At 73.3% G+C, this 22,914-nt stretch carries 20 protein-coding genes and 2 pseudogenes; 13 read left to right on the top strand and 9 right to left on the bottom strand.

From position 1 onward, the window contains the following. The first annotated feature begins 26 nt into the window (after window positions 1-26). Window positions 27-563 (top strand): GNAT family N-acetyltransferase, encoded by a 537-nt coding sequence (locus tag ACN269_RS10615; RefSeq protein WP_421476271.1) that lies wholly within the window; start codon window positions 27-29, stop codon window positions 561-563. A gap of 95 nt (window positions 564-658) precedes the next feature. On the opposite strand, the gene ACN269_RS10610 is transcribed toward ACN269_RS10615, so the two are convergent. Continuing rightward, window positions 659-1,117 carry a hypothetical protein gene (locus ACN269_RS10610; protein WP_421476269.1) on the bottom strand — a complete coding sequence of 153 codons (459 nt, stop codon included), beginning with the start codon at window positions 1,115-1,117 and terminating at the stop codon, window positions 659-661. Between the two features lie 135 nt (window positions 1,118-1,252). Next, window positions 1,253-1,895 (bottom strand): annotated as a pseudogene (locus ACN269_RS10605) (YczE/YyaS/YitT family protein); the annotation flags it as partial. Window positions 1,896-1,954: 59 nt separating this feature from the next. Here ACN269_RS10605 and ACN269_RS10600 point away from each other — a divergent pair. Continuing rightward, window positions 1,955-3,412, top strand: a complete 1,458-nt coding sequence (locus ACN269_RS10600; RefSeq protein ID WP_421472289.1) for a PLP-dependent aminotransferase family protein — start codon at window positions 1,955-1,957, stop codon at window positions 3,410-3,412. Window positions 3,413-3,476: 64 nt separating this feature from the next. On the opposite strand, the gene ACN269_RS10595 is transcribed toward ACN269_RS10600, so the two are convergent. The 3 genes from ACN269_RS10595 to ACN269_RS10585 form a co-directional block, all read right to left on the bottom strand. Continuing rightward, window positions 3,477-5,303 (bottom strand): AMP-dependent synthetase/ligase, encoded by a 1,827-nt coding sequence (locus ACN269_RS10595; RefSeq protein ID WP_421472288.1) that lies wholly within the window; start codon window positions 5,301-5,303, stop codon window positions 3,477-3,479. A gap of 137 nt (window positions 5,304-5,440) precedes the next feature. Beyond that, window positions 5,441-6,316: a terpene synthase family protein gene (locus tag ACN269_RS10590; RefSeq protein WP_421472287.1), complete on the bottom strand. Its 876-nt coding sequence runs from the start codon at window positions 6,314-6,316 to the stop codon at window positions 5,441-5,443. A 201-nt stretch (window positions 6,317-6,517) separates the two neighbouring features. Then, a complete protein-coding gene (locus tag ACN269_RS10585) occupies window positions 6,518-7,147 on the bottom strand; it encodes a TIGR03085 family metal-binding protein (protein ID WP_421472286.1) in 630 nt (209 codons plus the stop codon). Between the two features lie 171 nt (window positions 7,148-7,318). Between ACN269_RS10585 and ACN269_RS10580 the strand changes: the two genes are divergently transcribed. The 3 genes from ACN269_RS10580 to ACN269_RS10570 all read left to right on the top strand — a co-directional run bounded on the left by ACN269_RS10580 (window position 7,319) and on the right by ACN269_RS10570 (window position 11,831). Next, the gene (locus ACN269_RS10580) at window positions 7,319-9,202 is read left to right on the top strand and encodes an ABC transporter ATP-binding protein (RefSeq protein WP_421472285.1); all 1,884 of its coding nucleotides are present in this window, start codon (window positions 7,319-7,321) and stop codon (window positions 9,200-9,202) included. Window positions 9,203-9,210: 8 nt separating this feature from the next. After that, entirely contained in the window at window positions 9,211-10,986 is a 1,776-nt protein-coding gene (locus ACN269_RS10575) for an ABC transporter ATP-binding protein (RefSeq protein ID WP_421472284.1), read from the top strand. Window positions 10,987-11,081: 95 nt separating this feature from the next. Further along, complete coding sequence (locus ACN269_RS10570; RefSeq protein ID WP_421472283.1) at window positions 11,082-11,831, top strand: DUF2470 domain-containing protein; 750 nt, start codon at window positions 11,082-11,084, stop codon at window positions 11,829-11,831. A 64-nt stretch (window positions 11,832-11,895) separates the two neighbouring features. Here the strand turns inward: ACN269_RS10570 and ACN269_RS10565 are convergent, their stop codons facing one another. From ACN269_RS10565 to ACN269_RS10555, 3 genes are all read right to left on the bottom strand, one after another. Beyond that, the gene (locus ACN269_RS10565) at window positions 11,896-12,492 is read right to left on the bottom strand and encodes a TetR family transcriptional regulator (protein WP_421472282.1); all 597 of its coding nucleotides are present in this window, start codon (window positions 12,490-12,492) and stop codon (window positions 11,896-11,898) included. An 82-nt stretch (window positions 12,493-12,574) separates the two neighbouring features. After that, window positions 12,575-13,330 (bottom strand): ABC transporter permease, encoded by a 756-nt coding sequence (locus tag ACN269_RS10560; protein ID WP_421472281.1) that lies wholly within the window; start codon window positions 13,328-13,330, stop codon window positions 12,575-12,577. After that, entirely contained in the window at window positions 13,327-14,067 is a 741-nt protein-coding gene (locus tag ACN269_RS10555; RefSeq protein ID WP_421472280.1) for an ABC transporter ATP-binding protein, read from the bottom strand. Before ACN269_RS10555 ends, ACN269_RS10560 begins: the two co-directional genes overlap by 4 nt. Before the next feature lie 192 nt (window positions 14,068-14,259). Between ACN269_RS10555 and ACN269_RS10550 the strand changes: the two are divergent. The 4 genes and pseudogenes from ACN269_RS10550 to ACN269_RS10535 all read left to right on the top strand — a co-directional run. Beyond that, window positions 14,260-14,946: pseudogene (locus ACN269_RS10550) on the top strand (phosphoribosyl-AMP cyclohydrolase); the annotation flags it as partial. A gap of 180 nt (window positions 14,947-15,126) precedes the next feature. Beyond that, window positions 15,127-15,558 carry a phosphoribosyl-AMP cyclohydrolase gene (gene hisI, locus ACN269_RS10545; protein WP_421476267.1) on the top strand — a complete coding sequence of 144 codons (432 nt, stop codon included), beginning with the start codon at window positions 15,127-15,129 and terminating at the stop codon, window positions 15,556-15,558. 46 nt (window positions 15,559-15,604) lie between these two features. After that, entirely contained in the window at window positions 15,605-17,158 is a 1,554-nt protein-coding gene (locus ACN269_RS10540) for an anthranilate synthase component I (RefSeq protein ID WP_421472279.1), read from the top strand. Between the two features lie 114 nt (window positions 17,159-17,272). Further along, window positions 17,273-17,848 carry a Trp biosynthesis-associated membrane protein gene (locus ACN269_RS10535; RefSeq protein ID WP_421472278.1) on the top strand — a complete coding sequence of 192 codons (576 nt, stop codon included), beginning with the start codon at window positions 17,273-17,275 and terminating at the stop codon, window positions 17,846-17,848. On the opposite strand, the gene ACN269_RS10530 is transcribed toward ACN269_RS10535, so the two are convergent. After that, window positions 17,849-18,169 (bottom strand): hypothetical protein, encoded by a 321-nt coding sequence (locus ACN269_RS10530; RefSeq protein WP_421472277.1) that lies wholly within the window; start codon window positions 18,167-18,169, stop codon window positions 17,849-17,851. It abuts the gene before it with no gap. 486 nt (window positions 18,170-18,655) lie between these two features. Here ACN269_RS10530 and trpC point away from each other — a divergent pair, with 486 nt between their 5' ends. The 4 genes from trpC (at window position 18,656) to lgt (ending at window position 22,902) form a co-directional block, all read left to right on the top strand. Beyond that, complete coding sequence (gene trpC, locus ACN269_RS10525; protein WP_039906616.1) at window positions 18,656-19,459, top strand: indole-3-glycerol phosphate synthase TrpC; 804 nt, start codon at window positions 18,656-18,658, stop codon at window positions 19,457-19,459. A 37-nt stretch (window positions 19,460-19,496) separates the two neighbouring features. Then, complete coding sequence (trpB, locus tag ACN269_RS10520; protein WP_421472276.1) at window positions 19,497-20,735, top strand: tryptophan synthase subunit beta; 1,239 nt, start codon at window positions 19,497-19,499, stop codon at window positions 20,733-20,735. A 1-nt stretch (window position 20,736) separates the two neighbouring features. Beyond that, entirely contained in the window at window positions 20,737-21,540 is an 804-nt protein-coding gene (gene trpA / locus ACN269_RS10515; protein ID WP_421472275.1) for a tryptophan synthase subunit alpha, read from the top strand. Between the two features lie 183 nt (window positions 21,541-21,723). Next, window positions 21,724-22,902: a prolipoprotein diacylglyceryl transferase gene (gene lgt, locus ACN269_RS10510; RefSeq protein ID WP_421472274.1), complete on the top strand. Its 1,179-nt coding sequence runs from the start codon at window positions 21,724-21,726 to the stop codon at window positions 22,900-22,902. Window positions 22,903-22,914: the final 12 nt, after the last annotated feature.

The raw sequence follows: 22,914 nt of genomic DNA, 5'->3' as shown, positions 1-22,914 counted from the left end.
GCCGGACCGCAGATACCGGAGGGGACATGACGTACACCCTGCATGGCCCCGAATCGGCCATCGCCATCTTTCCGGCGCTGGTGCGGTTGTACGCGGTCGTCTACTCGGAACCGCCGTACACCGAGGGACCGGAGCAGGTGGCCGGCTTCGCCGGTGGCCTGCCCGACGAGTCACGACGTCCGGGGTTCACCCTCGTCGCCGCCGAGGACACGGGCGATCTGGTCGGTGCGGCGTACGGGTGGACGATGGCCGCCGGCCGGTGGTGGACGCGTGCCGACATCGAGCCTCCGGCCGATCTTCGCGCTGCCGAGAAGTTCGCGGTCATGGAGTGGGTCGTGCGTCCCGACCGGCGTGGCGAGGGGATCGGCGCGGAACTCATCCGCCGGCTCCTCGACGGGCGGCCCGAACGGTGGGCGACGCTCGCGTCCAACCCGGCCGCACCCGCCCGCGCCGTCTACCGGCGCGCGGGGTGGCAGCAGGTCGGTGGATCGGCGATGCCCGACGGCACACCCATGCACCTGCTCGTCCTACCGCTACCCGCTGCGCCGATCCGACATCGCTGACCCCCCGCCATGCCCGTCGGCGCGGGCCTCCCTTGGCAATCTTGGACACTTGCCGTCTTCACGTGACGGGAAGTGTCCAAGATCTGTGTCGGCCGTCAGTGTCCGGAGTGGCCCTCGGGGGATCGGCGGGGCGTGGGGATCGAGCGGACCGCGTACTCCTGCACGGCCGCCGCGTGGTCGGCCTCCTCCAGGACCCAGTCGGCGCTGCCGGGCGCGTGCCGGCGGCTCAGCACCCCCTGCACGGTGTCCACCATGGTGGCGACGCCGGCCCGGGGGCGGCTGCGCCAGAGCTGCTCGCCCTCGGCGGTGATGCGGAACCACCCGTCGGCGACCGTGACCAGGCCCGCGCCGACCAGCCGCTGGACCGCGGCCTCCACCTCGTGTCGCCCGGGAATCGCGTGGTTGAGATGGTCGGCGGTGGACAGCACGTCGGTCAGACGTACGCCCTCCGGGCGGCGGCTCGTCGCGGACCGTCGGTGCCGCCCGGCGCCGCTCGCGATGACCAACGACACGAAGATCCAGGCGTCGCTCCAGCGCCAACCGTTCTCCCCCATGCAGAGATGATGACGGCGAGCGACGCGGAAGGGAACACCCACCCTCCAACGAGCCCACTTCCACCAGCGCGGCGTGCCGGCGCGTGAACGGTCGGTGAACGCCTCACGCGGCCGGGGCACGCGACGGATCACCGGCGGTGACCGTCGATTCGTCGTCACCGTCGGTCTCGGCGGCAGGCACCGCGACGAGCGGGATGAAGAACTGCGCCAGCGGGCCGATGGCCAACGCGTACGCCACGGTGCCCACGCCGACCGTGCCGCCGAGCAGCCAGCCCAGCGCGAGCACGGTGACCTCGATGACGGTACGCACCAGGCGTACCGAGAAACGGGGACGACGGGCGACGAAGCCGGTCATCAGCCCGTCGCGTGGACCGGGGCCGAGGCGGGCGCCGAGGTAGAGCGCGGTGGCCGCCCCGTTGGCGACGATTCCGGTGATCAACAGGGGGATGCGGACGCCGAGGGGGCCACCGGAGGGCAGCAGGACCAGGGTGGCGTCCACCACGAGGCCGACCACCACCACGTTGCTGACGGTGCCGAGGCCGGGCCGCTGTCGCAGCGGGATCCACAGCAGCAGCACCAAGGCCCCGACGCCGATGGTGACCGTGCCGAAGGAGAGCCCGGTCAGCTCGGACAGCCCCTGGTGGAAGACGTCCCAGGGGTCCAGGCCCAGGTGGGAGCGGACCATCAGGGCCATGCTGACCCCGTATAGGACGAGCCCGGCGTAGAGCTGGCCGAGCCGCCGCACCGGCCGCTCCCGAAGATTGCCAATCAGTGCCATGCATGCCACCCTAGGTGCCAATCCTCCCGGAGGAAGAAGCCAATATCCGAGGAGTGGCCATGACCGGTCAGGTGCGAGGAGTCCAATTAGCGCGACTGCTGGGGCAGTGGCACGCCCTGCCGGGCCGTCGCCGCAGTCCCGACTACGCGGCGCTCGCCGGTGCGGTACGGGGGCTGCTCGCCGACGCCCGGCTTCCCTTGGGCGTGCGGCTGCCGGCGGAGCGTGAGCTGGCCGAGGCGCTGCGGATCAGCCGTACCACGGTCAGCGCCGCGTACCGGGAGCTGCGCGAGACCGGCCACCTGGCCAGCCGCCGGGGCGCCGGCAGTTGGACGATGCTGCCGGGCAACCACCGGGTCGCCAGCACCGGCCTGTGGACCCCGCTGGACGACCGGGACATGATCGACCTCGGCGTCGCCGCGTTGGCGGCCCCGCCGCAACTGCTCGCGGCCTCCCGGGCCGCCGTCGAGGACCTGCCCCGCTACCTGGGCGGCGCCGGCTACCACCCGACCGGCATCGGCGAGCTGCGCGAGGCGGTGGCCGCCGGATACACCGCGCGGGGGCTACCCACCTCCGCCGACCAGATCATGGTCACCAGCGGCACCCAGCACGCCCTTGACCTGGTGCTGCGCCTCGCCCTGGCCCCCGGCGGGAACGTGTTGGTCGAGTCGCCGACCTACCCCAACGCGCTCGCCGCGCTGGCCGGCCGGCGGGCCCGGATCGCCACGCACGGTCTGTCCGCGGACGCCGGCGGCTGGGAGCCCGACCTGTTGTTGGGCAGCCTGCGGCAGACCCGGCCCAAGCTGGCGTACCTGATCCCGGAGTTCCAGAACCCGACCGGGCACCTGATGCCCGCCGCGTTGCGCGAGCGGGTGGTGGCCGCCGCCCACGCGGTGGGCACCGACCTCATCGTCGACGAGTCCTTCGTGGACCTGCCACTGGACGGCGTCGAGCTGCCCCCGCCCACGGCCACGTTCGACCGGCACTCCCGGGTGGTCAGCATCGGCGGGATGAGCAAGCCGTACTGGGGTGGTCTGCGGATCGGCTGGGTACGCGCCTCCGCGCCGCAGGTGCAGCGGCTGGCGGCAGTCCGGGTCGGCGTCGACATGTCCAGCCCGGTGCTCGACCAGTTGGTCGCGGTGCGCCTGCTCGCCGACGCGGCGGCCATCGTCGCCGACCGTCGGACCCAGCTCGCCGCCCAGCGCGACGCGTTGCTCGGCGCGCTGGCGCACCGGCTACCGGACTGGCGGGTGACCGTGCCGCGCGGTGGCGTGACCCTCTGGGCGGAGCTGGACGGTCCGGTCTCCAGCGCGCTCGCGCGGGCCGCCGAGGAGGTCGGCGTGCGGCTCGCGCCCGGGCCCCGGTTCGGCCTGGACGGCACCCTGGAACGCTTTCTGCGGCTGCCGTTCACCCTGCCGGCCGCCGAGCTGGTGGAGGCCGTGGAGCGGATCGCCACGGTCCGCTACGACCTGGACCGCAGCGGCCGGCAGCGGTGGCCGGAGCCGTCGGTCATCGCCTGAGCGGCCCCGGAGACGCCGTTGGCCCCACATCCGCCAGGGGTGCGGGGCCATCGGCGGTCCGTTGCTACAGCTCGGCGAGGGTGCCGGCGTACATCTTGTCGATCTCGGCGGCGAAGTTGCCCTCCACGCCCCGACGCTTGATCTTCAGCGACGGTGTGATCTCGCCGTGCTCGATGGTCAGATCACGCGGCAGGATCGCCACCTTCTTGATCGTCTCCCAGCGGTTCAGCTTGGCGTTGAGCTGGGCGACGTACTCCTCGACCATCGCCTGCGCCTCCGGCGAGGCGACGATCTCGGTGTAGTCGCGGCCCTCCAGCGGGCCACCGGCCACCCAGCCCCGGATGGCGTCCGCGTCGAGCGTGACGAGCATCGTGCAGAAGTTGCGGGCCTGCCCGATCACGACCGCCTGCGAGGTGTACGGGCAGATGGCCTTGAACATGCCCTCGATGTGCGACGGCGCGATGTACTTGCCGCCCGAGGTCTTGACCAGGTCCTTCTTGCGGTCGGTGATCCGCAGGTAGCCCTGCTCGTCGAGCGTGCCGATGTCGCCGGTGCGGAAGAAGCCGTCCTCGGTGAACGCGGCGGCGGTCTCCTCGGGCAGGTTGTGGTAGCCGCGCATCACCGGCCGACCCCGCACCAGGATCTCGCCGTCGGCGTCGATCCGGCACTCCAGGTCGCCCATCGCCTTCCCGACCGTGCCGATGCGCAGCCCGTCCGGTGGGTTGACGAAGTTGCCGGCGCTGGTCTCGGTGAGGCCGTAGCCCTCCGAGATCGGCAGGTTGGCCGCGGCGAAGAAGGTGGCGATCTCCGGACTGAGCGGCGCGGCGCCGGAGACCATCACCCGCATCCGGCCGCCCAGGCGGGCCTGGAGCTTGCTGAACACCAGCTTCTCGGCCAGCCCGTAGCGCAGCTTGAGCCCGGCCGGCACCGGCTTGCCGGCCTGCTCCAGGGCGACCTTCTCCTTGCCGACCTGCACGCCCCAGGCGAAGATCTTCGCCTTCGCGCCACCGGCGCCCTGGGCGGTGGTCACCGCCCGGTTGTAGACCTTCTCGAAGACCCGGGGAGCGCCACACATCAGCGTCGGTCGGATCACCGCGAGCAGGTCGACCAGCTTCTCCACCCGCCCGTCCACGTACGTCGGCAGGCCGACGTGGATCGCGCCGCAGAGCAGCGTCTTACCGAACGAGTGCGCCAGCGGCAGCCAGAGGTACTGCACGTCGTCGTCGCGCAGCAGCCCGACGTCGGCCTGCGCCACCGCCTCCCAGCACCACCCGCCGTGCAACAGTTCGACGCCCTTGGGCTGGCCGGTGGTGCCGGAGGTGTAGATCAGCGTGGCCAGGTGATCGGGGCCGATGCCGGCCACCAGCATGTCGATCAGATCGGGCTCGGCGGCCAGTGCCCGGCTGCCCCGCTCTTCCAGCTCGGTGAGGGTGAGCTGGGGGATCGCGGCGTTCGGGTCGGGAGTGCCGTCGAAGAGCACCACGTGGGTCAGCGCCGGCAGGTCCGCTCCGGCGATCTTGGCGGCCTGCGCCGGGTTCTCCGCGAAGAGGACGCGCGAGGCCGAGTCCGCGATGATGTACGTCGCGTCCGCCGGCTCGGTGGTCGGGTAGACGGTGGTGGTCGCGCCGCCCGCGCACATGATGCCCAGGTCGGCGACCACCCAGTCCAGCCGCGTGTTGGCGAGGATCGCGACCGGGTTCTCCTGGCCGACGCCGAGACCGTGCAGGCCGGCGGCGACGGCCTTGGCGCGCTGGCCGACCTGTTCCCAGGTCAACCAGTTGGGCCCCGAGTCGTCAGGGGTCGGGGACGCGAACGCGTGCCGGTCGGGGGTGGCCGCCACGCGCTTGAGGAACATGTCCGGGATGGAGCGGTACGGTACATCGAGAGCCATCGCTGTAGCCGCCTTCGGGGGTGGTGGCGTGACGGTCGTCACGTCATAGTGGTTACCGAAGAGTATTGCCTGATACCGGGCATCGGCTAGTGCCGGTGATCGTCCGGCGACCTCGCCGCGCCGACCGGCGGCACGAATCAGGCGTAGCGGGCAGCCACCACCGACCAGTCGTAGGTGGCCCGGACCCAGTTGCGTCGCGCCGCCAACGGGGACCGCAACCCCTCGACGCCGCTGGCGAGCAATCCCTCCTCCGCCGCCTGGTACGCCGCCAACCCCCGGTTGAAGCGGTCCGCGGCGGCCCGTAACGCGTCCACCTCGTCGAGGCCGCGTTCCTGGGCGATGACCGTCACCAGGTTGTGCGCGTCCGGGTCGGAGCGGCTCTCCTTGCCGTACGAGAAGAGGTCGTTGCACCAGCACACCAGGTCAACGGCCAGCAGGTCCAGGGCGGTCAGTGCCGCGTCGGCGCGCCCGGCCGACCCGAGTGGCTGCTCCGACGCGAGGTCGGTCAGCGTTAGGCAGGGGTGTACGCCGCCGATGTGCCGACGCAGTTGGACGTACTCCGTCATCCCCGGCACGCGGCGGCGCTCCCGGTTGGTGGCCTCCCAGAGCAACGCCAGCAGGTACTGGCGGATCTGGCTGACGAACCGCAGCAGCATCGGCGGCCGACCCTCGGCCCGGGTGCGGCGGCACAGGTCGTGCAGCGCGGCGCCGAGCGGGCCGGCGTCCGGCGGCAGCGGAGCGGCCGGATCGCCGGCGCGGTCCAGCACGTTGAGCAGGGCGGCGATGACCGGCGCCAGCCGGCTCGGATCGGCGCCGAGGCCGTCCTCGTCGCAGGTGTCGTCCATGACGAAGAGCCAGGAGATCAGGTCGGTGAGGAGGCGCAGCCCCCGCACCGGCCCGTCCGGGCAGGCGCGGCCCGCCAGACCGGCGGCGTCCGCCCGTTGCAGTCGATGAATTTGACCGGAGTTGACCAGGCCGAAAGCGCGCGCCCACTCGACGCTTTCGGTGGCCACCCGATCTGTGGACTTGTGGCGCCCCGCCATGAAGGAGGGTTCCCGTAGCGCCGAGATTGCGAAACTTCGCATCGTGTGCCCCCACATCGTGCCGCCCCGGCGCGGAACGGCGCGGTGAAGCGTACGGGAGGAGGTATCGGCACGCATCGTTGGGACTGCGGCATTCGTCCGGCGTTACGGTGACCGATTAAGCGCAGAAAGTCACATGCCCAGGCTGGCGTTGCGCAACTGCCGCGCCGACGACGCCGAGCCGTCCAACTGGACCCTGGCCACCCGCTGTCGTCCGGACAGGAACAGGGCCAACTCGGCGGGGGCGCCCACCAGACGCAGTCGTTCGCCGCCCCGGCCGACGGAGACCTCGCCGTACCCGGGTGCCTGCACGTAGAGGTCCGCCGGGAAGCGCCGCAGGGTCAGCCGGGCCATCGGTGCGGCCCGCTTCCACAGGGTGGCCTGCAGGCCACGCGGCACCTCACGCGGCTGCCATCCCCCGACGGCCCGCCGTACGTCCTCGTGGTGGATGAAGAACTCCATGGTGTTGACCAGCTCGTCGGTCAGCGGGTTGCTGACCGGGCTCCACAGCGGTGGTCGGCGTACCTTCGCCACCAGCTCCGGGTAGGGCCCGGCGGCGAGCCGGCGACGGATCCGTTCGGCGTACCCCCGCAGTGGCGGCAGCAGGATTCCACCGGCCGCGTCCAGACGGCGCTCGCGCAGCACCAGGTGCGCGGCGAGGTCGCGTGTCGCCCACCCCTCGTTGATCGTCGGTGCGTCGGGCCCGAGGGCCAGGAAGAGATCGGCCAGCGCCTCGCGCTCGGCTCGGGCGTACCGCGACATGGGCCGATCGTAGGCCCGGAGTCTGGTGGCCGCGCGGCGAGCGGGGCCGGGGGCTTCCCGCGGGCCGGGGCGTCCGGTACGTGATGGTCGACATATCCCGTCCGGGTCGGCGACGCAGGCCCGCAACGGTAAGGATGAGGTAGATAATTGTGGCTTACGGCGGGGGAGAGCGTGGCGAGCAGGACAAGCCGGGACGTGCTCGGCAGAGGGCTGGGGGTTCTGCGGCAGGCGATCCGCGAGCAGCCGCGGATCTTCACGGTCGCCGTGGTCGGCAGCGTGCTGTTCGGCTCGATGGTCATCGTCAGCGCCTACGTGGTGGGCGCGGTGGTCGGCGACGTGGTGGTGCCGGCGATCGCGCGCGGCCAGGTCGGCGTCGGCGCCCTGACGCTGGCGGCGGTGGCCCTGTTCGGGATCAGCGTGCTGCGGGTGGTCGGCATCTTCGGCCGTCGGCTCGGCGCCGGCTACATGCAGTACCGGCTCCAGGCCGCCTACCGCCGCCGGGTCACCCGCCGCTACCTGGACCTGCCGCTGTCCTGGCACCACCGCAACGCCACCGGCACGCTGCTGTCCAACGCCAACTCCGACGTGGAGGCGGCCTGGTATCCGATCGCCCCGCTGCCCTTCGCGGTGGGCACGCTGGTGATGCTGGTCGGCGCGATCGTCTCGCTGTTCGCCACCGACTGGGCCCTGGCCCTGGTCGGCCTCGCGGTGTTCCCCGCGCTGTTCGCGCTCAACGTGGTCTACTCCCGCCGGATGGCGCCCCGCCAGGCCCGCGCGCAGCGCTTGCGCGCCGAGGTCAGCGGCATCGCGCACGAGAGCTTCGACGGCGCGCTGGTGGTCAAGACCATGGGCCGCGAGGCGCAGGAGACCGCGCGGTTCGCCGGCCGCGCCGGTGAGCTGCGCGACGCGCTCATCGCGGTCGGCCGGCTGCGGGGCGTCTTCGATCCGCTGCTGGAGACACTGCCCAGCCTCGGCACCCTGGCCGTCCTGGTGGTCGGAACGTTCCGGCTGCGCCAGGGCGCGATCAGCGTCACCGAGCTGGTCAGCGTCGCCTTCCTCTTCACCGTGCTGGCTTTCCCGGTGCGGGCCATCGGCTGGGTGCTGGCCGAGCTGCCGCGCAGCGTCGCGGGCTGGGACCGGGTGCGCCGGGTCCTCGACGCCACCGGCGAGATGCCGTACGGGCAGCGGGTGCTCGACCCGGCCACCCCGGGCCCGGCCAGCCTCACCTTCACCGACGTGCACTTCTCCTATCCGCCCGCCGAGGCTCACCAACCCGGCGCGCAGGTGCTCGGCGAGGTCGGCTTCACCGTTCCGGCCGGCCGTACGGTCGCCCTGGTCGGGCCGACCGGCGCCGGCAAGTCCACCATCGCCTCGTTGGCCGTACGCCTGGTCGACCCGGACTCCGGCACCGTCGCCCTGGACGACGTGGACCTGCGCGACCTGACCGCCACGTCGCTGGCCAGCACGGTCGCGCTCGTGGCGCAGGTGCCGTTCGTCTTCGACGACACCGTACGGGCCAACATCGCCCTCGACCGGCCGGGCATCGACGACGAGGTGGTGTGGGCGGCGCTGCGCCTGGCCGAGGCGGACGGTTTCGTCGCGGCGCTGCCCGACGGGCTGGACACGATGGTCGGCGAGCGGGGTACCTCGCTCTCCGGCGGGCAGCGGCAGCGGCTCACCCTGGCGCGCGCCCTCGCCGGGCGGCCACGGCTGCTGGTGCTCGACGACGCGACGAGCGCCGTGGACCCGCGCGTGGAGGCGGCCATCCTCGCCGGCCTGCGCTCCTCGGCCGGCGAGCCGGGAGTTCCCGCCGCGTCGATCCTCGTCGTGGCGTACCGCCGGGCCACCATCGCCCTCGCCGACGAGGTCATCTACGTCGAGCAGGGCCGGGTGGTCGCTCGGGGCACGCACACCGAGCTGCTGGCCACCGTGCCCGGATACGTTGACCTGGTCACCGCATACGAGCAGGCGGAGGTCGACCGCGCGCAGGAGCGCGCGTACGACGACGAGGTGGCGCCGCTGCCGTCGGGCCTGGAGATCGAGGTGGACCATTGAGTACGACGGTGACGACCGAGCAACGCAACGAGCGGGCGGAGACGACCTGGCGGACGTTGCGGCGGGGGCTCGCCCTCTCGCCCGAGCTGCGCACCGGGCTGGCCGCCACTCTCGCCCTGGCCCTGGTCTACATGGTGGGCCGGGTGGCCGTTCCGGTGGCGGTGCAGCAGGGCATCGACCGGGGCATCGTCGGCGGTCTGAAGCTGGACGTCGTCTGGTCGGTGGTGGCGGTCACCGCGGCGATCCTCGTGGTGACCACGGCCTGCGGCTACCTGATGATGCGCCGGCTGTTCACGGTCAGCGAGACCGCGTTGGCGAACGTGCGGACGCGGGCGTTCCGGCACGTGCACGACCTGTCGATGCTGCACCAGCAGTCCGAGCGCCGCGGCTCGCTGGTCTCGCGGGTGACCAGCGACGTCGACCAGATCACCCAGTTCCTCCAGTGGGGCGGGGTGATCCTGCTGGTCAACCTGGGGCAGCTCGTGGTGACGACGGCCGTCATGCTGGCGTACTCCTGGCAGTTGACCCTGGTGGTGCTGGCGGCGTTCCTGCCGGCGGTGCTCGTCATCCGGCAGTTGCAGCGCCGACTCGGCGCGGCGTACGCGACGGTGCGCCAGCGCACCGGCGCGCTGCTGGGCGCGATCGGCGAGAGCGTCGTGGGCGCGCCGGTGATCCGGGCGTACGGCATCGCGGGGCGTACCGAGCGGCGGCTGGACGAGGCCATCGACGCGCAGCGCGTCGCGCAGCAGCGGGCCATCCGGATCAGCATCGTGGGCAGCTCGGTCGGTGAGTTGGCGGCGGGTGTGGCGCTGGCCGGCGTGGTGGTGCTCGGTGTGACGCTGGGTGTGGACGGCACGCTGTCGATCGGCCAGCTGACCGCGTTCCTCTTCCTGGTGACGCTGTTCATCCAGCCGGTGCAGATCGCCACCGAGGTGCTCAACGAGGCACAGAACGCGATCGCCGGCTGGCGGCGGGTGCTGGACGTGCTGGACGTCGCCCCGGACGTCGCGGACCCCGGTGAGCAGGGCCGGCACCTGCCAGTCGGTCCGCTGGACATCCGGTTCTCGGGGGTGCGGTTCGCCTATCCGGGTGGTCCGCCGGTGCTGCACGACATCGACCTGGAGATCCCGGCGAAGAGCCGGGTGGCGGTGGTCGGCGAGACGGGCAGCGGCAAGACGACCTTCGCGAAGCTGCTCACCCGACTGATGGACCCGTCGGCGGGGGCGGTGCTGCTGTCCGGGGTGCCGCTGGCGCAGGTGCGCTTCGACTCGCTGCGCGCGCGGGTGGTGATGGTGCCGCAGGACGGGTTCCTCTTCGACGCGACGGTCGGGGACAACGTGCGGTTCGCCCGGCCGGAGCTGACCGACGAGCAGTTGGCGGCCGCCTTCACGGAGTTGGGCCTGGCGGATTGGTTGGACGGTCTGCCGGCCGGCCTCGACACCCCGGTGGGCGAGCGCGGCGAGGCGCTGAGCGTGGGGGAGCGGCAGCTCGTCGCGCTGGCCCGGGCGTACGTGGCCGACCCCGACCTGCTGGTGCTGGACGAGGCGACCAGCGCGGTGGACCCGGCGACCGAGGTGCGTCTGCAGCGCACCCTGGACGCGGTCACGCGGGGGCGGACCACCCTCGCCATCGCGCACCGGCTCTCCACCGCCCAGGCCGCCGACGAGGTCATCGTGGTGGACCGGGGGCGCATCGTGCAGCGTGGCCCGCACGACGAGTTGGTGCGCGACGCCGACTCGGTCTACGGGCTGCTGTACGCCTCCTGGCTGGAGCAGACCAGGTAACGGGTCGATGTTCGATGGCGTCGGCTGGTGGACGCGGTGGTGCGGATGCCCTACGCTCCGGTTAGGTAAGGCTAACCTTTGAAGGAGGTTGCGCCATGCGGCCCAGCCCCGCCGAGATCGTCCGTACCCTCGTCGCCGGTCGCCTCCCCGGCCTCGTCCACCTGGCCCGCCGCCCGGGTCCGCACCACGCCCGGCACGTGACCGACCCCGACGGCCGGGTGCTGCTGCTGGTGCCGGTGGCCAGCCACCTGGGCGCCGCGCTCCAGCCCGCCGCCGGGGGCGCCGACGTCGCGGTGGTCCTGGACGTCCTCGACCTGCCCCCCGCGGCCGGCGCTCCCGGGCTCGGGCGGGCTTGGGTCTCCGGTTGGGCCGCCGAACTGCACGAGGACGAGGCCCGCCGGGCCGCGGTCGACTTCGCCGCCGTCGAGCCGACCGGCGACCTGCTCGACGTCGGCGTCCGGTTCCGGCTGTTCCGCTTCGAGGTGGCCGAGGTGCGCTGGGAGCGGGCCGGCGTCGTGCACCGGATCGACCCGGGGGAGTACGCCGAGGCGGAGCCGGACCCGGTGCACCCCTGCGAAGCCCTGCTGCTCGCCGACCTCGCCCAGCGCGACCCCGCCGCCGTCACCGACTACCTGCGCCGGCAGCTCGGGCTCACCGAAGAGGCCCCGGACGGCCCACCACGCGTGGTGCGTGTCGACCGCTACGGGCTGGTGGTCGCCCTCGGGCGTCCCGGCGCACGACGGCGCGTCCGGCTGGCGTTCCCCTGCCCGCTCAGCGGCCCCGACGAGCTGGGCAGGCTGCTCCCGCCGCTGCGCCGGCCCGCCGACGTGCACCCGCCCCGCTGACCGCGCCCCGGGCCTCCCGCCGACCGCGTCCCCGGCTCCCGCTGACCGCGCTCCGGGCCTCCCGCTAGATCGGGAGCGACCCGGTGAGGTACCGCTGGACGCTCGGGCCGATGGTGGCGACCAGGAGCTCCGGATCGGCCGACGCCACCGGCTCCAGCCGTACCACGTGCCGGATCATGGCGAGGCCGATCAGCTGGGTGGCGACCAGCGAGCCGCGCAGCGGGACCTCGGCCGGATCGACGTCGAGGTGGTCGAGCACCCGGCGCAGCACCTGCGTGGTGACGAACTCCCGCAGCAGGCGCGCGGTCCACTCGCTGCTGAGCACCGAGCGCACGAGCGCCACCCCGGCGCTGCCGGCCGGAGAGTCCCAGATGCCGATGAAGGTCCGTACCAGCCGCTCGCCGACGCTCTCCTGGTCACCGGCCAGCACCGCCGGCAGCAGCTCGGCGGGGTCCACGGGGAAGTTCATCGCGGCCCGGAAGAGCTGGTCCTTCGTGCCGAAGTAGTGGTGCACCAGAGCCGGGTCCACGCCGGCCGTGGCGGCGATGGCGCGGATCGGCGCGGCGTCGAAACCCCGTTCGGCGAACGTCGCCCGCGCCGCCTCCAGGATCGCCTCCCGGGTGTCCGGGTTGCCAGGTCGCCGGCCGGTACGCCGCGTCATCGCCGCCCCTCGTTCGTCCGCTGACGCCGCCGGTCCCCGGCGGCGGGTGGCGACCCGCAACGCGCGGGTCGCCGCCGGTCGGTCAGCCGGTGCGCCGACGCAGGGTCGCCGCCGCGAGCACCAGCGCCAACACCACCGCGCCGAACACCACGCCCACGTCCCGCCACATGGTCGCGGTCGGCTCGGCGTGCGCGCCGACCTCCTGCAACGCCTCGATGGCGTACGTCAGCGGCAGGGCGTCACTGAGCCCCTGGAGCCAGCCGGCCATCTCGTCCCGGGCCACGAACAGCCCACACAGCAGGAGCTGCGGGATCACCACGACCGGGAGGAACTGTACTGCCTGGAACTCGGTGCGGGCGAAGGCGCTGCACAGCAGACCGAGGGCAACCCCGAGTACCGCGTCGAGCACCGCGATCCCGATCACCAGACCGCTGCTGCCGAGAGTTCGCAGATCGAAGACCCAGTACGCCAGACCGGCCGCCAGGGTGGCCTGCACGGCGGCGGCCAGCCCGAACGCGATGCCGTACCCGAACAGCAGGTCGAGCTTGCCCAGCGGGGTGGTGAGCAGCCGTTCCAGGGTGCCGGAGGTGCGCTCGCGCAGCATCGCGATGCTGGTCACCAAAAACATGATCACGAAGGGGAAGGTGCCCAGCATGACCAGCGCGACCCGGTCGAACACCGACTGTTGTCCCGGCGGTGTCGGCTTGTCGGCGTACATGTAGTAGACCAGCGTGAGCAGGACGGTCGGCACCACCACGAGCAGCGCGATCGTCCGCCGGTCGTGCCGGAGCTGGCGCAGGACGCGGCCGATGGTGGCCGCCAGGATCCGCACGTTCATGAGTTTTCCCGTCCGGCGGAGGCCTTCGCTTCGCCGGCCCGGATCAGCCGCAGGAACGCCTCGTCGAGATCGTCCACGCCGGCGGCGGCGCGGATCGCGTCCGGGCTGTCGTCGGCGATCAACCGGCCCTCCCGGATCAGCAGCAGCCGGTCGCAGCGGGCCGCCTCGTCCATCACGTGACTGGACACCAGCAGGGTGGTGCCGGCGGCGGCCATGGCGTGGAACCGGGCCCACAGGTCGGCCCGCAGCACCGGGTCCTGGCCGACGGTCGGCTCGTCGAGGATGACCAGCTCCGGGTCACCGACCAGGGCACAGGCCAACGAGGCCCGACTGCGCTGGCCGCCGGAGAGGGTGGCGACCAGCTGACCGGCCGCCTGGGCCAGCCCGACGGCGCTCACCGCCTCGTCGGCCTCGGTGCGACCACGCCCGTACAGGGCCGCGAAGTAGCGGGCGTTCTCCCGCACGGTCAGGTCGGCGTAGACGCTCGGCGCCTGCGTGAGGTAGCCCACCCGGTGCCGCAGCGTCGGGGCCCCCGCCGGCTGGCCCAGCACGGTCACCGTCCCCGAGGTGACCACCTGCACGCCGACCACGGCGCGCATGAACGTGGTCTTGCCGCTGCCGCTGGGCCCCAGCAGACCGGTCACGGCGCCCTGCGGAACGGCGCAGGTGATGCCGTCCAGCACCCGCCGCCCACCTCGATCGACCACCAGGTCGTGGACGCCTATCGCGTCGTCCATCGCGCACCTCCAAGAAACTCATCGCTCGTTGAATTCCACGCTAGAGGGGAGCGCGTGGCTCGCGCAACGGCCGACCTGTCCCCTGGTGCCCGCCCTCGCGCCCAGCGCGACAACGGGCAGTAGGCTCCGGACCGGACAGCGCGTCCGGCAACGGGCATTGCGTGCTGATCGGACGTACGGCACGATGACGCCGTGGGTCACGCTCCGTTACCGCACAGCGGATTTCTCGACGACTGGGCCGCGCGGTTGCGGGACGCCGCCGAACGGCCGGTCGTCGGCATCCTGCTGCGCGGCAGTCACGCCCGGCGGGCGGCCACCGCGCACAGCGACGTCGACCTCGACGTGCTGGTCGGAGGCTCGCCGTACGCCGCCCGCCGCGCGTACCTGGCCGAGACCGCCGGCCGGGTCACCCACGTCTCGGTGGCGGCGCGCGACGTCCGCTCCTGGGTGCACCGGCTGGGCGAGCCGGCCGACTGGGCGTTCGGACTGCCGGTCACCGCACCGGCCCGGCTGCTCTGGGCGGACCCGCACTGGCGGCCCCGGATCGACCTGCCGGTGCTGTGCCAGCCCGCCGAGCCGCCCCGGCTGGAGGAGCTGATCGCCCTGCTCGGCAAGGCCGCCGCCGCCCGCGCCGCCGCCGACCGCCTCGGGGTCCGGCTCGCCGTGGCGGACCTGGCCCGCCTCTGCCCCTCGGTGCTGCGCCCGGCGAACCCGTCGGTGCGGGTGTCGTCCCGCCGCGCGGCGTTCGCGGCGGCCCTGGAGTTGCCGGTCGCTCCGGAGGGCTACCGCGAGGACATGCTCCTCTGCCTCGGCCTGCGCCCGGGCGCCACCGGCCAGCTCTGGGCCGCCGCCGTGCGGCTGGTCGCCGGCACCCTGCCGCTGATCCGCCCGTACGCCGGGGAGATCGCCGACTGCTGCGGCACCGACCTGGCCGAGGCCCTGGTCGACGGCCGCCTCGACCGTTACGTGGCCCAGCTCGCGCGGCCCGTGAGCCATGGGCCGAACCCTCGGCGGGAGCCGTCGCCGGTGCCCACGCCACGTGCGGGAGAATGGGCAACTGTGCCCGTACCTGACGCGCCGCTGACCGGCGTCCCCAGCGAACCGAGCGGCCCGGCGGCCTCGGCGCCGGTCCGTCCGTCCCGGCTCGACCCGGCCATCGCGGCCCGGCTGCGCCGCACCGCCGACGGCCTGGTCGCCGCCGTGGTACGCGCGCACGACTCCGGCGAGGTGCTGATGGTCGCCTGGATGGACGACGAGGCGTTGCACCGCACCCTCACCACCGGCCGGGCCACCTACTGGTCGCGCAGCCGGCGCGAATACTGGGTCAAGGGCGCCACCTCCGGGCACCACCAGTACGTGCGCTCGGTGGCCCTGGACTGTGACGGCGACGCCCTGCTGGTCAGCGTCGACCAGGTCGGCGCGGCCTGCCACACCGGGCACCGGACGTGCTTCTTCACCGAGCTGCCGGTCACCGCGCCGGACGCCCGGTGAGCACGGTTCGGCGGAGCCCCGCCGTGCACCAGGGGCGGGTCGGCGCATGACCGACGGCGCGGTGAGCCCCGACCTGGCCACCTTCACCGAGCTGGCCGCCCGCTGGCGGGTCGTGCCGGTCACCCGACGGCTGCTGGCCGATGCCGAGACTCCGGTGGGGGTCTACCGCAAGCTCGCCGGCGGGCCCGGCACCTTCCTGCTCGAATCGGCCGAGCAGGGGGTCGGCTCGGCGGGCATGGCCTGGTCGCGGTACTCGTTCATCGGCGTACGGAGCAGCGCGACCCTCGTCGAACGGGACGGCGCGGCGACCTGGCTCGGGCAGCCACCGGCCGGGCTGCCCACCGACGGCGACCCGGTGCGGGTGCTGCGGGACACCGTCGCGGCGCTCGCCGGGCCGCCGCCCGGCCCGGGCGACGGCCTGCCACCGCTGACCGGGGGCATGGTCGGCTACCTCGGGTACGACCTCGTCCGCCGCTTCGAGCGGCTGCCCGAGCTGACCGAGTCCGACCTCGGCGTGCCGGAGCTGGGCATGATGCTCGCGACCGACCTGGTGGTGCTCGACCACTACGACGGCTCCGCGATCCTGGTGGCCAACGCGGTACTGCCGCCGCTGGACGCGACGGACCGCGACGCGCACGTCAGGGCCGCGTACCACCACGCGGTGGGCCGCCTCGACGCGATGACCACCGCGCTGTCCCGACCCATCCCGCCGATGATCTCGACGGTCGCGCGTCCACCGGCCGGCGAGGTCGTCTGTCGTACGCCCGAGGGGGGCTACGTCAAGGCCGTGGAGGCGGCCAACGAGGCGATCCGGGCGGGCGAGTGCTTCCAGATCGTGCTGTCCCAGCGGTTCGAGCGGGCCACCCACGCCGACCCGCTGGACGTCTACCGGGTGCTGCGCACCAGCAACCCCAGCCCGTACATGTACCTGCTGCGCTTCGACGGGTTCGACATCGTGGGCTCGTCGCCCGAGGCGCACCTGAAGGTCACCGCCGGCGGCGACGGGCGGCGGCGGGCGCTGCTGCACCCGATCGCGGGCACCCGACCGCGTGGCGGCACCCCGGCGGCCGACGCGGGCCTCGCCGCCGAGCTGCTCGCCGATCCCAAGGAGCGCGCCGAGCACGTGATGCTCGTCGACCTGGGCCGCAACGACCTGGGCCGGGTCTGCGAACCGGGCAGCGTCCAGGTGCCCGAGTTCGCGACCATCGAGCGGTACAGCCACGTCATGCACATCGTCTCCACCGTGACCGGCACGCTGCGTGACGACCGCTCGGCGTTCGACGCGCTCGCCGCGACCTTCCCGGCCGGCACGCTCTCCGGCGCGCCCAAGGTGCGCGCCATGGAGATCATCGAGGAGCTGGAGCCGGTACGCCGCGGCGTCTACGGAGGCACGGTCGGCTACTTCGGCTTCGGCGGCGACCTGGACATGGCGATCGCCATCCGGACCGCACTGATCCGCGACGGCCGCGCCTACGTGCAGGCCGGGGCAGGAGTGGTCGCGGACTCGGATCCGGCCGCCGAGGAGCAGGAGACCCGCGACAAGGCCGCCGCCGTGCTGGCCGCGATCGCCGCCGCCGAAACGCTCCGGGCGGCCCGGTGAGCGCGAGGAGTGCAGCGCAGCGGAGCCCCGCAGTCGCGAACGAAAGGCTGGCACTGTGAGCGCGAGGAGTGCAGCGCAGCGGAGCCCCGCAGTCGCGAACGAAAGGCTGGCACTGTGAGCGCGCGGATCGCGACCGGCCGGCGCGAGCTGACGTACGCGATGCTGCTCTGTCTCGCCGGCGCGGGCCTGGCGCTCTGGATGGCGACCCGTGGCTGGTCGGTCGAGCTGACCGTGCGGCCGGCGCCGCTGCCGCCGGTGCGCGAGGCCCGCAGCGGGGCCGCCCTGCTGCCGTGGCTGCCGGCGCTGGCCGTGGTGGCGTTGGCCGGTGGTGGCGCGGTGCTCGCCACCAGGGGTCGGGTACGGCAGCTGCTGGGTGTGCTGCTCGCCGCGCTGGGGCTGGCGGTGTCGGCCGGTGCCGGTTACGGGCTGGTCGCCGACCTCGACGGTGTGGTGAGCCGGCAGTGGCCGGCGCTCTGCCTGGTCGGCGGCCTGCTCGTCGCCGTGGGCGGTGGGTGGACGGCGCTGCGGGGCGGCGGGTGGCCGGCGATGGGCGCCCGGTACGAGCGGCCGACGCGAACGGTCACGGAGAGTAGGCCGTCGACGCCTGCCGCCCCGGGCCCGCTGGCCGGTCGGCGGACCACCGAGGCGTGGGACGCGTTGGACCGGGGCGAGGACCCCACGGCCGGCTGATCAGCCGACCGGCTGACGGTCCCGCTCGCGGCCGACCGGCTGACGGTCCCGCTCGCGGCCGACCGGCTGACGGTCCCGCTGCGGCCGGGTGGCGGCGCGGGCGGCGGTCAGCTCGGCCACCAGGCGGTCCAGCTCGGCGCGTCGGTCGGCCCGGGCCCGGTCGGCGCAGACCGCCTCCCAGGCGTTGCCGCGTGCGGTGCGCATCCGGCCCTCGCCGACGACGGCCCGTTCCAGGGTGTGCACCACCCCGACGGCGAGCGACGCCATCGTCCGCGAGATGGTGGTCAGTCCGATGCTGGGGTTCGACTCGGCAGTGTTCATGGCTCACTCCACACGAGGAGTCGGCGACGGTCGGGCAGGCGCGTCATCGAGTCTGCCCGAGGACGATGCTCACCTGCCGACGTTTCGCCGGGGTGACCACCCCGTCAACTGTCCCGCCACGCCCGCGACCTGGGAGGGGCCGTTCGGCCTTGAGCTTGCTCACAACATCGACTGTTGTCGCTGTCGTTCGGCGGCGAGCCGCGGTAACTGGCATGATCGATGGGTCGGCCCGGTTCGACCGGAGCCGCCGGGTCATCGTCGCGTGACGGTGGTCGATACGGAGGTGGCGCTGCGTGACAACCCCTTCACGGCAAGTCGGCCATTATGCCGCAGGCCTTTTCGTGAGCAGCGCCATACCCCCGGCTTCCGGCCTCGGTCGGGTGCCCCTAGCATCGGCCCATGACACCCGGAGAGGGGAGTCCGTTGGTGACTGCTGAGCATGCGCACGCGGAGGGGGACGAGGCCGGTCAGGCGGCGTCCGTAAGCGTGCTCGACGAGATCCTGGCTGGCGTGCGCGAGGACGTCGCCCGTCGCCAGGAGCAGGTTCCGTTGGAACGGATCCGTGAACTGGCTGCGGCGGCGCCGCCGCCGCTGGACGCGTACGCCGCGCTGCGCAAGCCCGGTGTGGCGGTCATCGCCGAGGTCAAGCGCTCCTCGCCGTCGAAGGGTCGGCTGGCCGAGATCGCCGATCCGGCCGACCTCGCCGTCGACTACGCGGCGGGTGGGGCGCGGGCGATCAGCGTGCTGACCGAGGGGCGCTGGTTCGGCGGTTCGCTGGACGACCTGGCCGCCGTGCGGGCCGCGGTCACCGTGCCGGTGCTGCGCAAGGACTTCGTGGTCTCCAGCTACCAGGTGCACGAGGCGCGTGCGCACGGCGCCGACCTGGTCCTGCTGATCGTGGCCGCCCTCGAGCAGAACGTGCTGATGGGCCTGCTGGAGCGGATCGAGTCGCTGGGCATGACCGCGCTCGTCGAGGTCCACGACGAGGAGGAGGCCGACCGGGCCCTGGAGGCCGGCGCGCAGGTGATCGGGGTCAACGCCCGTGACCTGCGTACCCTTCAGGTGGACCGGTCGGTTTTCGAGCGGATCGCGCCCGGCCTGCCGAGCAGCGTCGTCAAGATCGCCGAGTCCGGTGTCCGTGGGCCGCACGACCTGATCCGGTACGCCTCGGCCGGCGCCGACGCCGTGCTGGTCGGCGAGGGCCTGGTCACCCAGAAGAGCCCACGCGAGGCGGTGGCCGAACTGGTCAACGCCGGCAACCACCCGGCGACGCCCCGGCCGGTGCGCTGACCGCGCCGGTGTGCCGCCCCACCGAGAGGATTGTCCGATGAGCGCCGACGCGCTGGCCCCGGTGGCCGGTCCGCAGCCCGACTCCGCCGGTCACTTCGGCCGCTTCGGCGGTCGGTTCGTGCCCGAGGCCCTGGTGGCCGCGCTGGACGAGCTCGACGGGGCGTGGCGTACGGCGATCGCGGACGAGTCCTTCCGGGCCGAGTTCGGCGCGTTGCTGCGCGACTACGCCGGCACGCCGTCGCTGCTCTACGAGGCCCGCCGGTTCTCCGCGAAGGTCGGCGCGCGGGTGCTGCTCAAGCGCGAGGACCTCAACCACACCGGCGCGCACAAGGTCCGCAACGTGCTCGGGCAGGCGCTGCTCACCAAGCGGATGGGCAAGACCCGGGTGATCGCCGAGACCGGTGCGGGTCAGCACGGTGTCGCCACCGCGACCGCCGCCGCCCTGTTCGACCTCGAGTGCGTGGTCTACATGGGCGAGGTCGACACCGAACGGCAGGCGCTCAACGTGGCCCGGATGCGGATGCTCGGCGCCACCGTCGTACCGGTCACCACCGGTTCGCGCACCCTGAAGGACGCCATGAACGAGGCGATGCGCGACTGGGTGGCGAACGTCGACGCGACCCACTACCTGATCGGCACCGCCGCCGGGCCGCACCCGTTCCCGGCCATGGTGCGCGACTTCGTCCGGGGCATCGGTGACGAGGCCCGGCAGCAGTGTCTCGACCTGACCGGCGCGCTGCCGGACGCGGTCACCGCCTGCGTCGGCGGCGGCTCCAACGCGCTGGGCATCTTCCACGCCTTCGTCGGCGACGAGAGCGTCCGGCTGTACGGCTTCGAGGCCGGCGGGGACGGCGTCACCACCGGCCGGCACGCGGCCAGCATCACCGGCGGGTCGGCCGGCGTGCTGCACGGCACCCGCACGTACGTGTTGCAGGACGCCGACGGGCAGACGTTGGAGTCGCACTCGATCTCCGCCGGCCTGGACTATCCGGGCGTCGGGCCCGAGCACGCCTGGCTGCACGACACCGGCCGGGCCAGCTACCTGCCCGTCACCGACGAGGAGGCGATGGCCGCCTTCGAGCTGCTCTGCCGCACCGAGGGCATCATCCCGGCGATCGAGAGCTCGCACGCGCTCGCCGGCACCGTGACGCTGGCTCCGAAGCTCGCCGCCGAGCTGGGCCGGGAGCCCACCATCGTGGTCAACCTCTCCGGCCGGGGCGACAAGGACGTGCACACCGCCGGGGACTACTTCGGCATCCTCGACAAGGAGCGCTGAGATGAGCCGCATCGGGGTGGCCTTCGACAAGGCCCGGGCCGACGGGCGGGCCGTGCTGGTGGGCTGTATGCCGGCCGGGTTCCCCACGGTGGAGGGCAGCATCGCGGCCATGACGGCGATGGTCGAGGCCGGCGTCGACGTCATCGAGGTGGAGATCCCGTACTCCGATCCGGTGATGGACGGGCCGGTCATCCAGAAGGCCAGCGACATCGCGCTGGCCGGAGGGGTCCGTACGGCCGACACGATGCGCGTCATCGAGGCCGTCGCGGCGACCGGCGCGCCGGTCGTCACGATGACCTACTGGAACCCCGTCGAGCGGTACGGCGTCGACGTGTTCGCCCGTGACCTGGCCGCCGCCGGTGGCACCGGCCTGATCACACCGGACCTCATCCCCGACGAGGCGGCGGAGTGGCTGGCCGCCTCGGACGCCCACGGGCTGGATCGCACCTTCCTGGTGTCGCCGTCGTCCACCGACGCCCGGCTCGCGATGACCGTCGAGCACTGCCGGGGTTTCGTCTACGCCACGGCGGTGATGGGGGTAACCGGCGCGCGGGCGCGTACCTCCGACGCCGCTCCCACGCTGGTCTCCCGGGTGCGCGGGGTCACCGACCTGCCCGTCGGCGTCGGCCTGGGCGTGGGCACCGGCGCGCAGGCCAGCACCGTCGCCGGGTACGCCGACGGGGTGATCGTGGGCAGCGCGCTGGTGCGGTGCGTCCTGGACGCCTCCTCCGCGGCCGACGGGCTGAGGGCGCTGCGTACCCTGTGCGCCGAACTCGCCGAGGGCGTCCGCAACCCGGCCCGCTGAGCGCCGCCACGGCCCGACGTCCGTCGCGGCTCGTCCGGTACCGGTGCGACAACTCTGATGCCTGTGCGTCATCTTGATGACGCACAGGCATCACGCTCGATCGGGCGCCACCCGTCCGTCGTCCGGCCTCTCCGGCGGCCCGGGGTGCCGCTGCGGGGGTGCGCAGCGGTAGCGTGTGCACCCGTGACCATCGCCTCGCTATCCCCCCAGGCGGCCCTGCCCAGTCCCAGCACCGCCGTCTGGCAGCTCGGGCCGTTCCCGCTGCGGGCGTACGCGCTGTGCATCATCGCCGGCATCGTGCTGGCCTGCTGGATGACCGAGCGCCGACTGCGCAGACGGGGCGTGGCGCCCGGGGCGGTGCTCGACATCGCCGTCTGGGCGGTGCCCGCCGGCATCATCGGGGCCCGGCTCTACCACGTGATCACCTCGCCGGAGAAGTACTTCGGCGCCGGCGGCGAGCCGCTCAAGGCGTTCTACATCTGGGAGGGCGGTCTCGGCATCTGGGGCGCGGTCGCGGGCGGCGCGGTCGGCGCCTGGATCGCCGCCCGGCAGCTCGGCATCCCGCTCACCGTGGTGGCCGACGCGCTGGCCCCCGGGCTGCCGCTGGCCCAGGCGGTCGGCCGGTTGGGCAACTGGTTCAACAACGAGCTGTTCGGCGGCCGCACGACGCTGCCGTGGGGCCTGGAGATCCACCGGATGGACCCGGACAATCCGGGGCACGCGCTGCGCGACGACGCCGGCCAGCCGATCCTCGAGCCGGGCCTCTACCACCCGACGTTCCTCTACGAGCTGGTGTGGAACATCGGGGTGGCGGGGTTGGTCCTCGTCCTGGACCGGCGGCTGCGCCTCGGCCGGGGCCGGGCGTTCGCGCTGTACGTCATGGGTTACACCGCCGGGCGGTTCTGGATCGAGCTGATGCGCACCGACGAGGCGAACCAGATCTTCGGCGTACGACTCAACGTGTGGACCGCGGCCCTGGTCTTCCTCGGCGCGCTGGCCTACTTCGTGCGGGTCCGTGGCCCCCGGGAGTACCTGATCCCGATCGGCGCGGCGGCCACCCCGACGCCAGCCACGACCTCCGACCTGTCGCAGGTCGACATCTCCGCACGCGAGACCGGCGCGCGCACCGCCGCCCCCGAGGGTTACCGGGTGGTCAGCGAGGAGCAGTACGCCACCTGGCGGGACACCGGCGTCGCGCCGCCGGAGCCTGACGACGACGTGCGCCCGGAGGGCGTCGAGTCATCCGTCGACGACGCGGCCGACGGGGACCGCACCGCCGAGTCGACGGACGCGACGCCCGAGGGGCGCGACGCGGCCCGGGCCGACGCCACCGGCGTACGCCCCGCCGACCGGGACAGCTGAGCGGGGGCGGTC

It is taken from the genome of Micromonospora sp. WMMD736 (assembly GCF_049179015.1).
Lineage (GTDB): Bacteria > Actinomycetota > Actinomycetes > Mycobacteriales > Micromonosporaceae > Micromonospora.
Note: the sequence above shows the minus strand (reverse complement) of the source record. Positions and strands in the feature narration are given on the sequence as shown.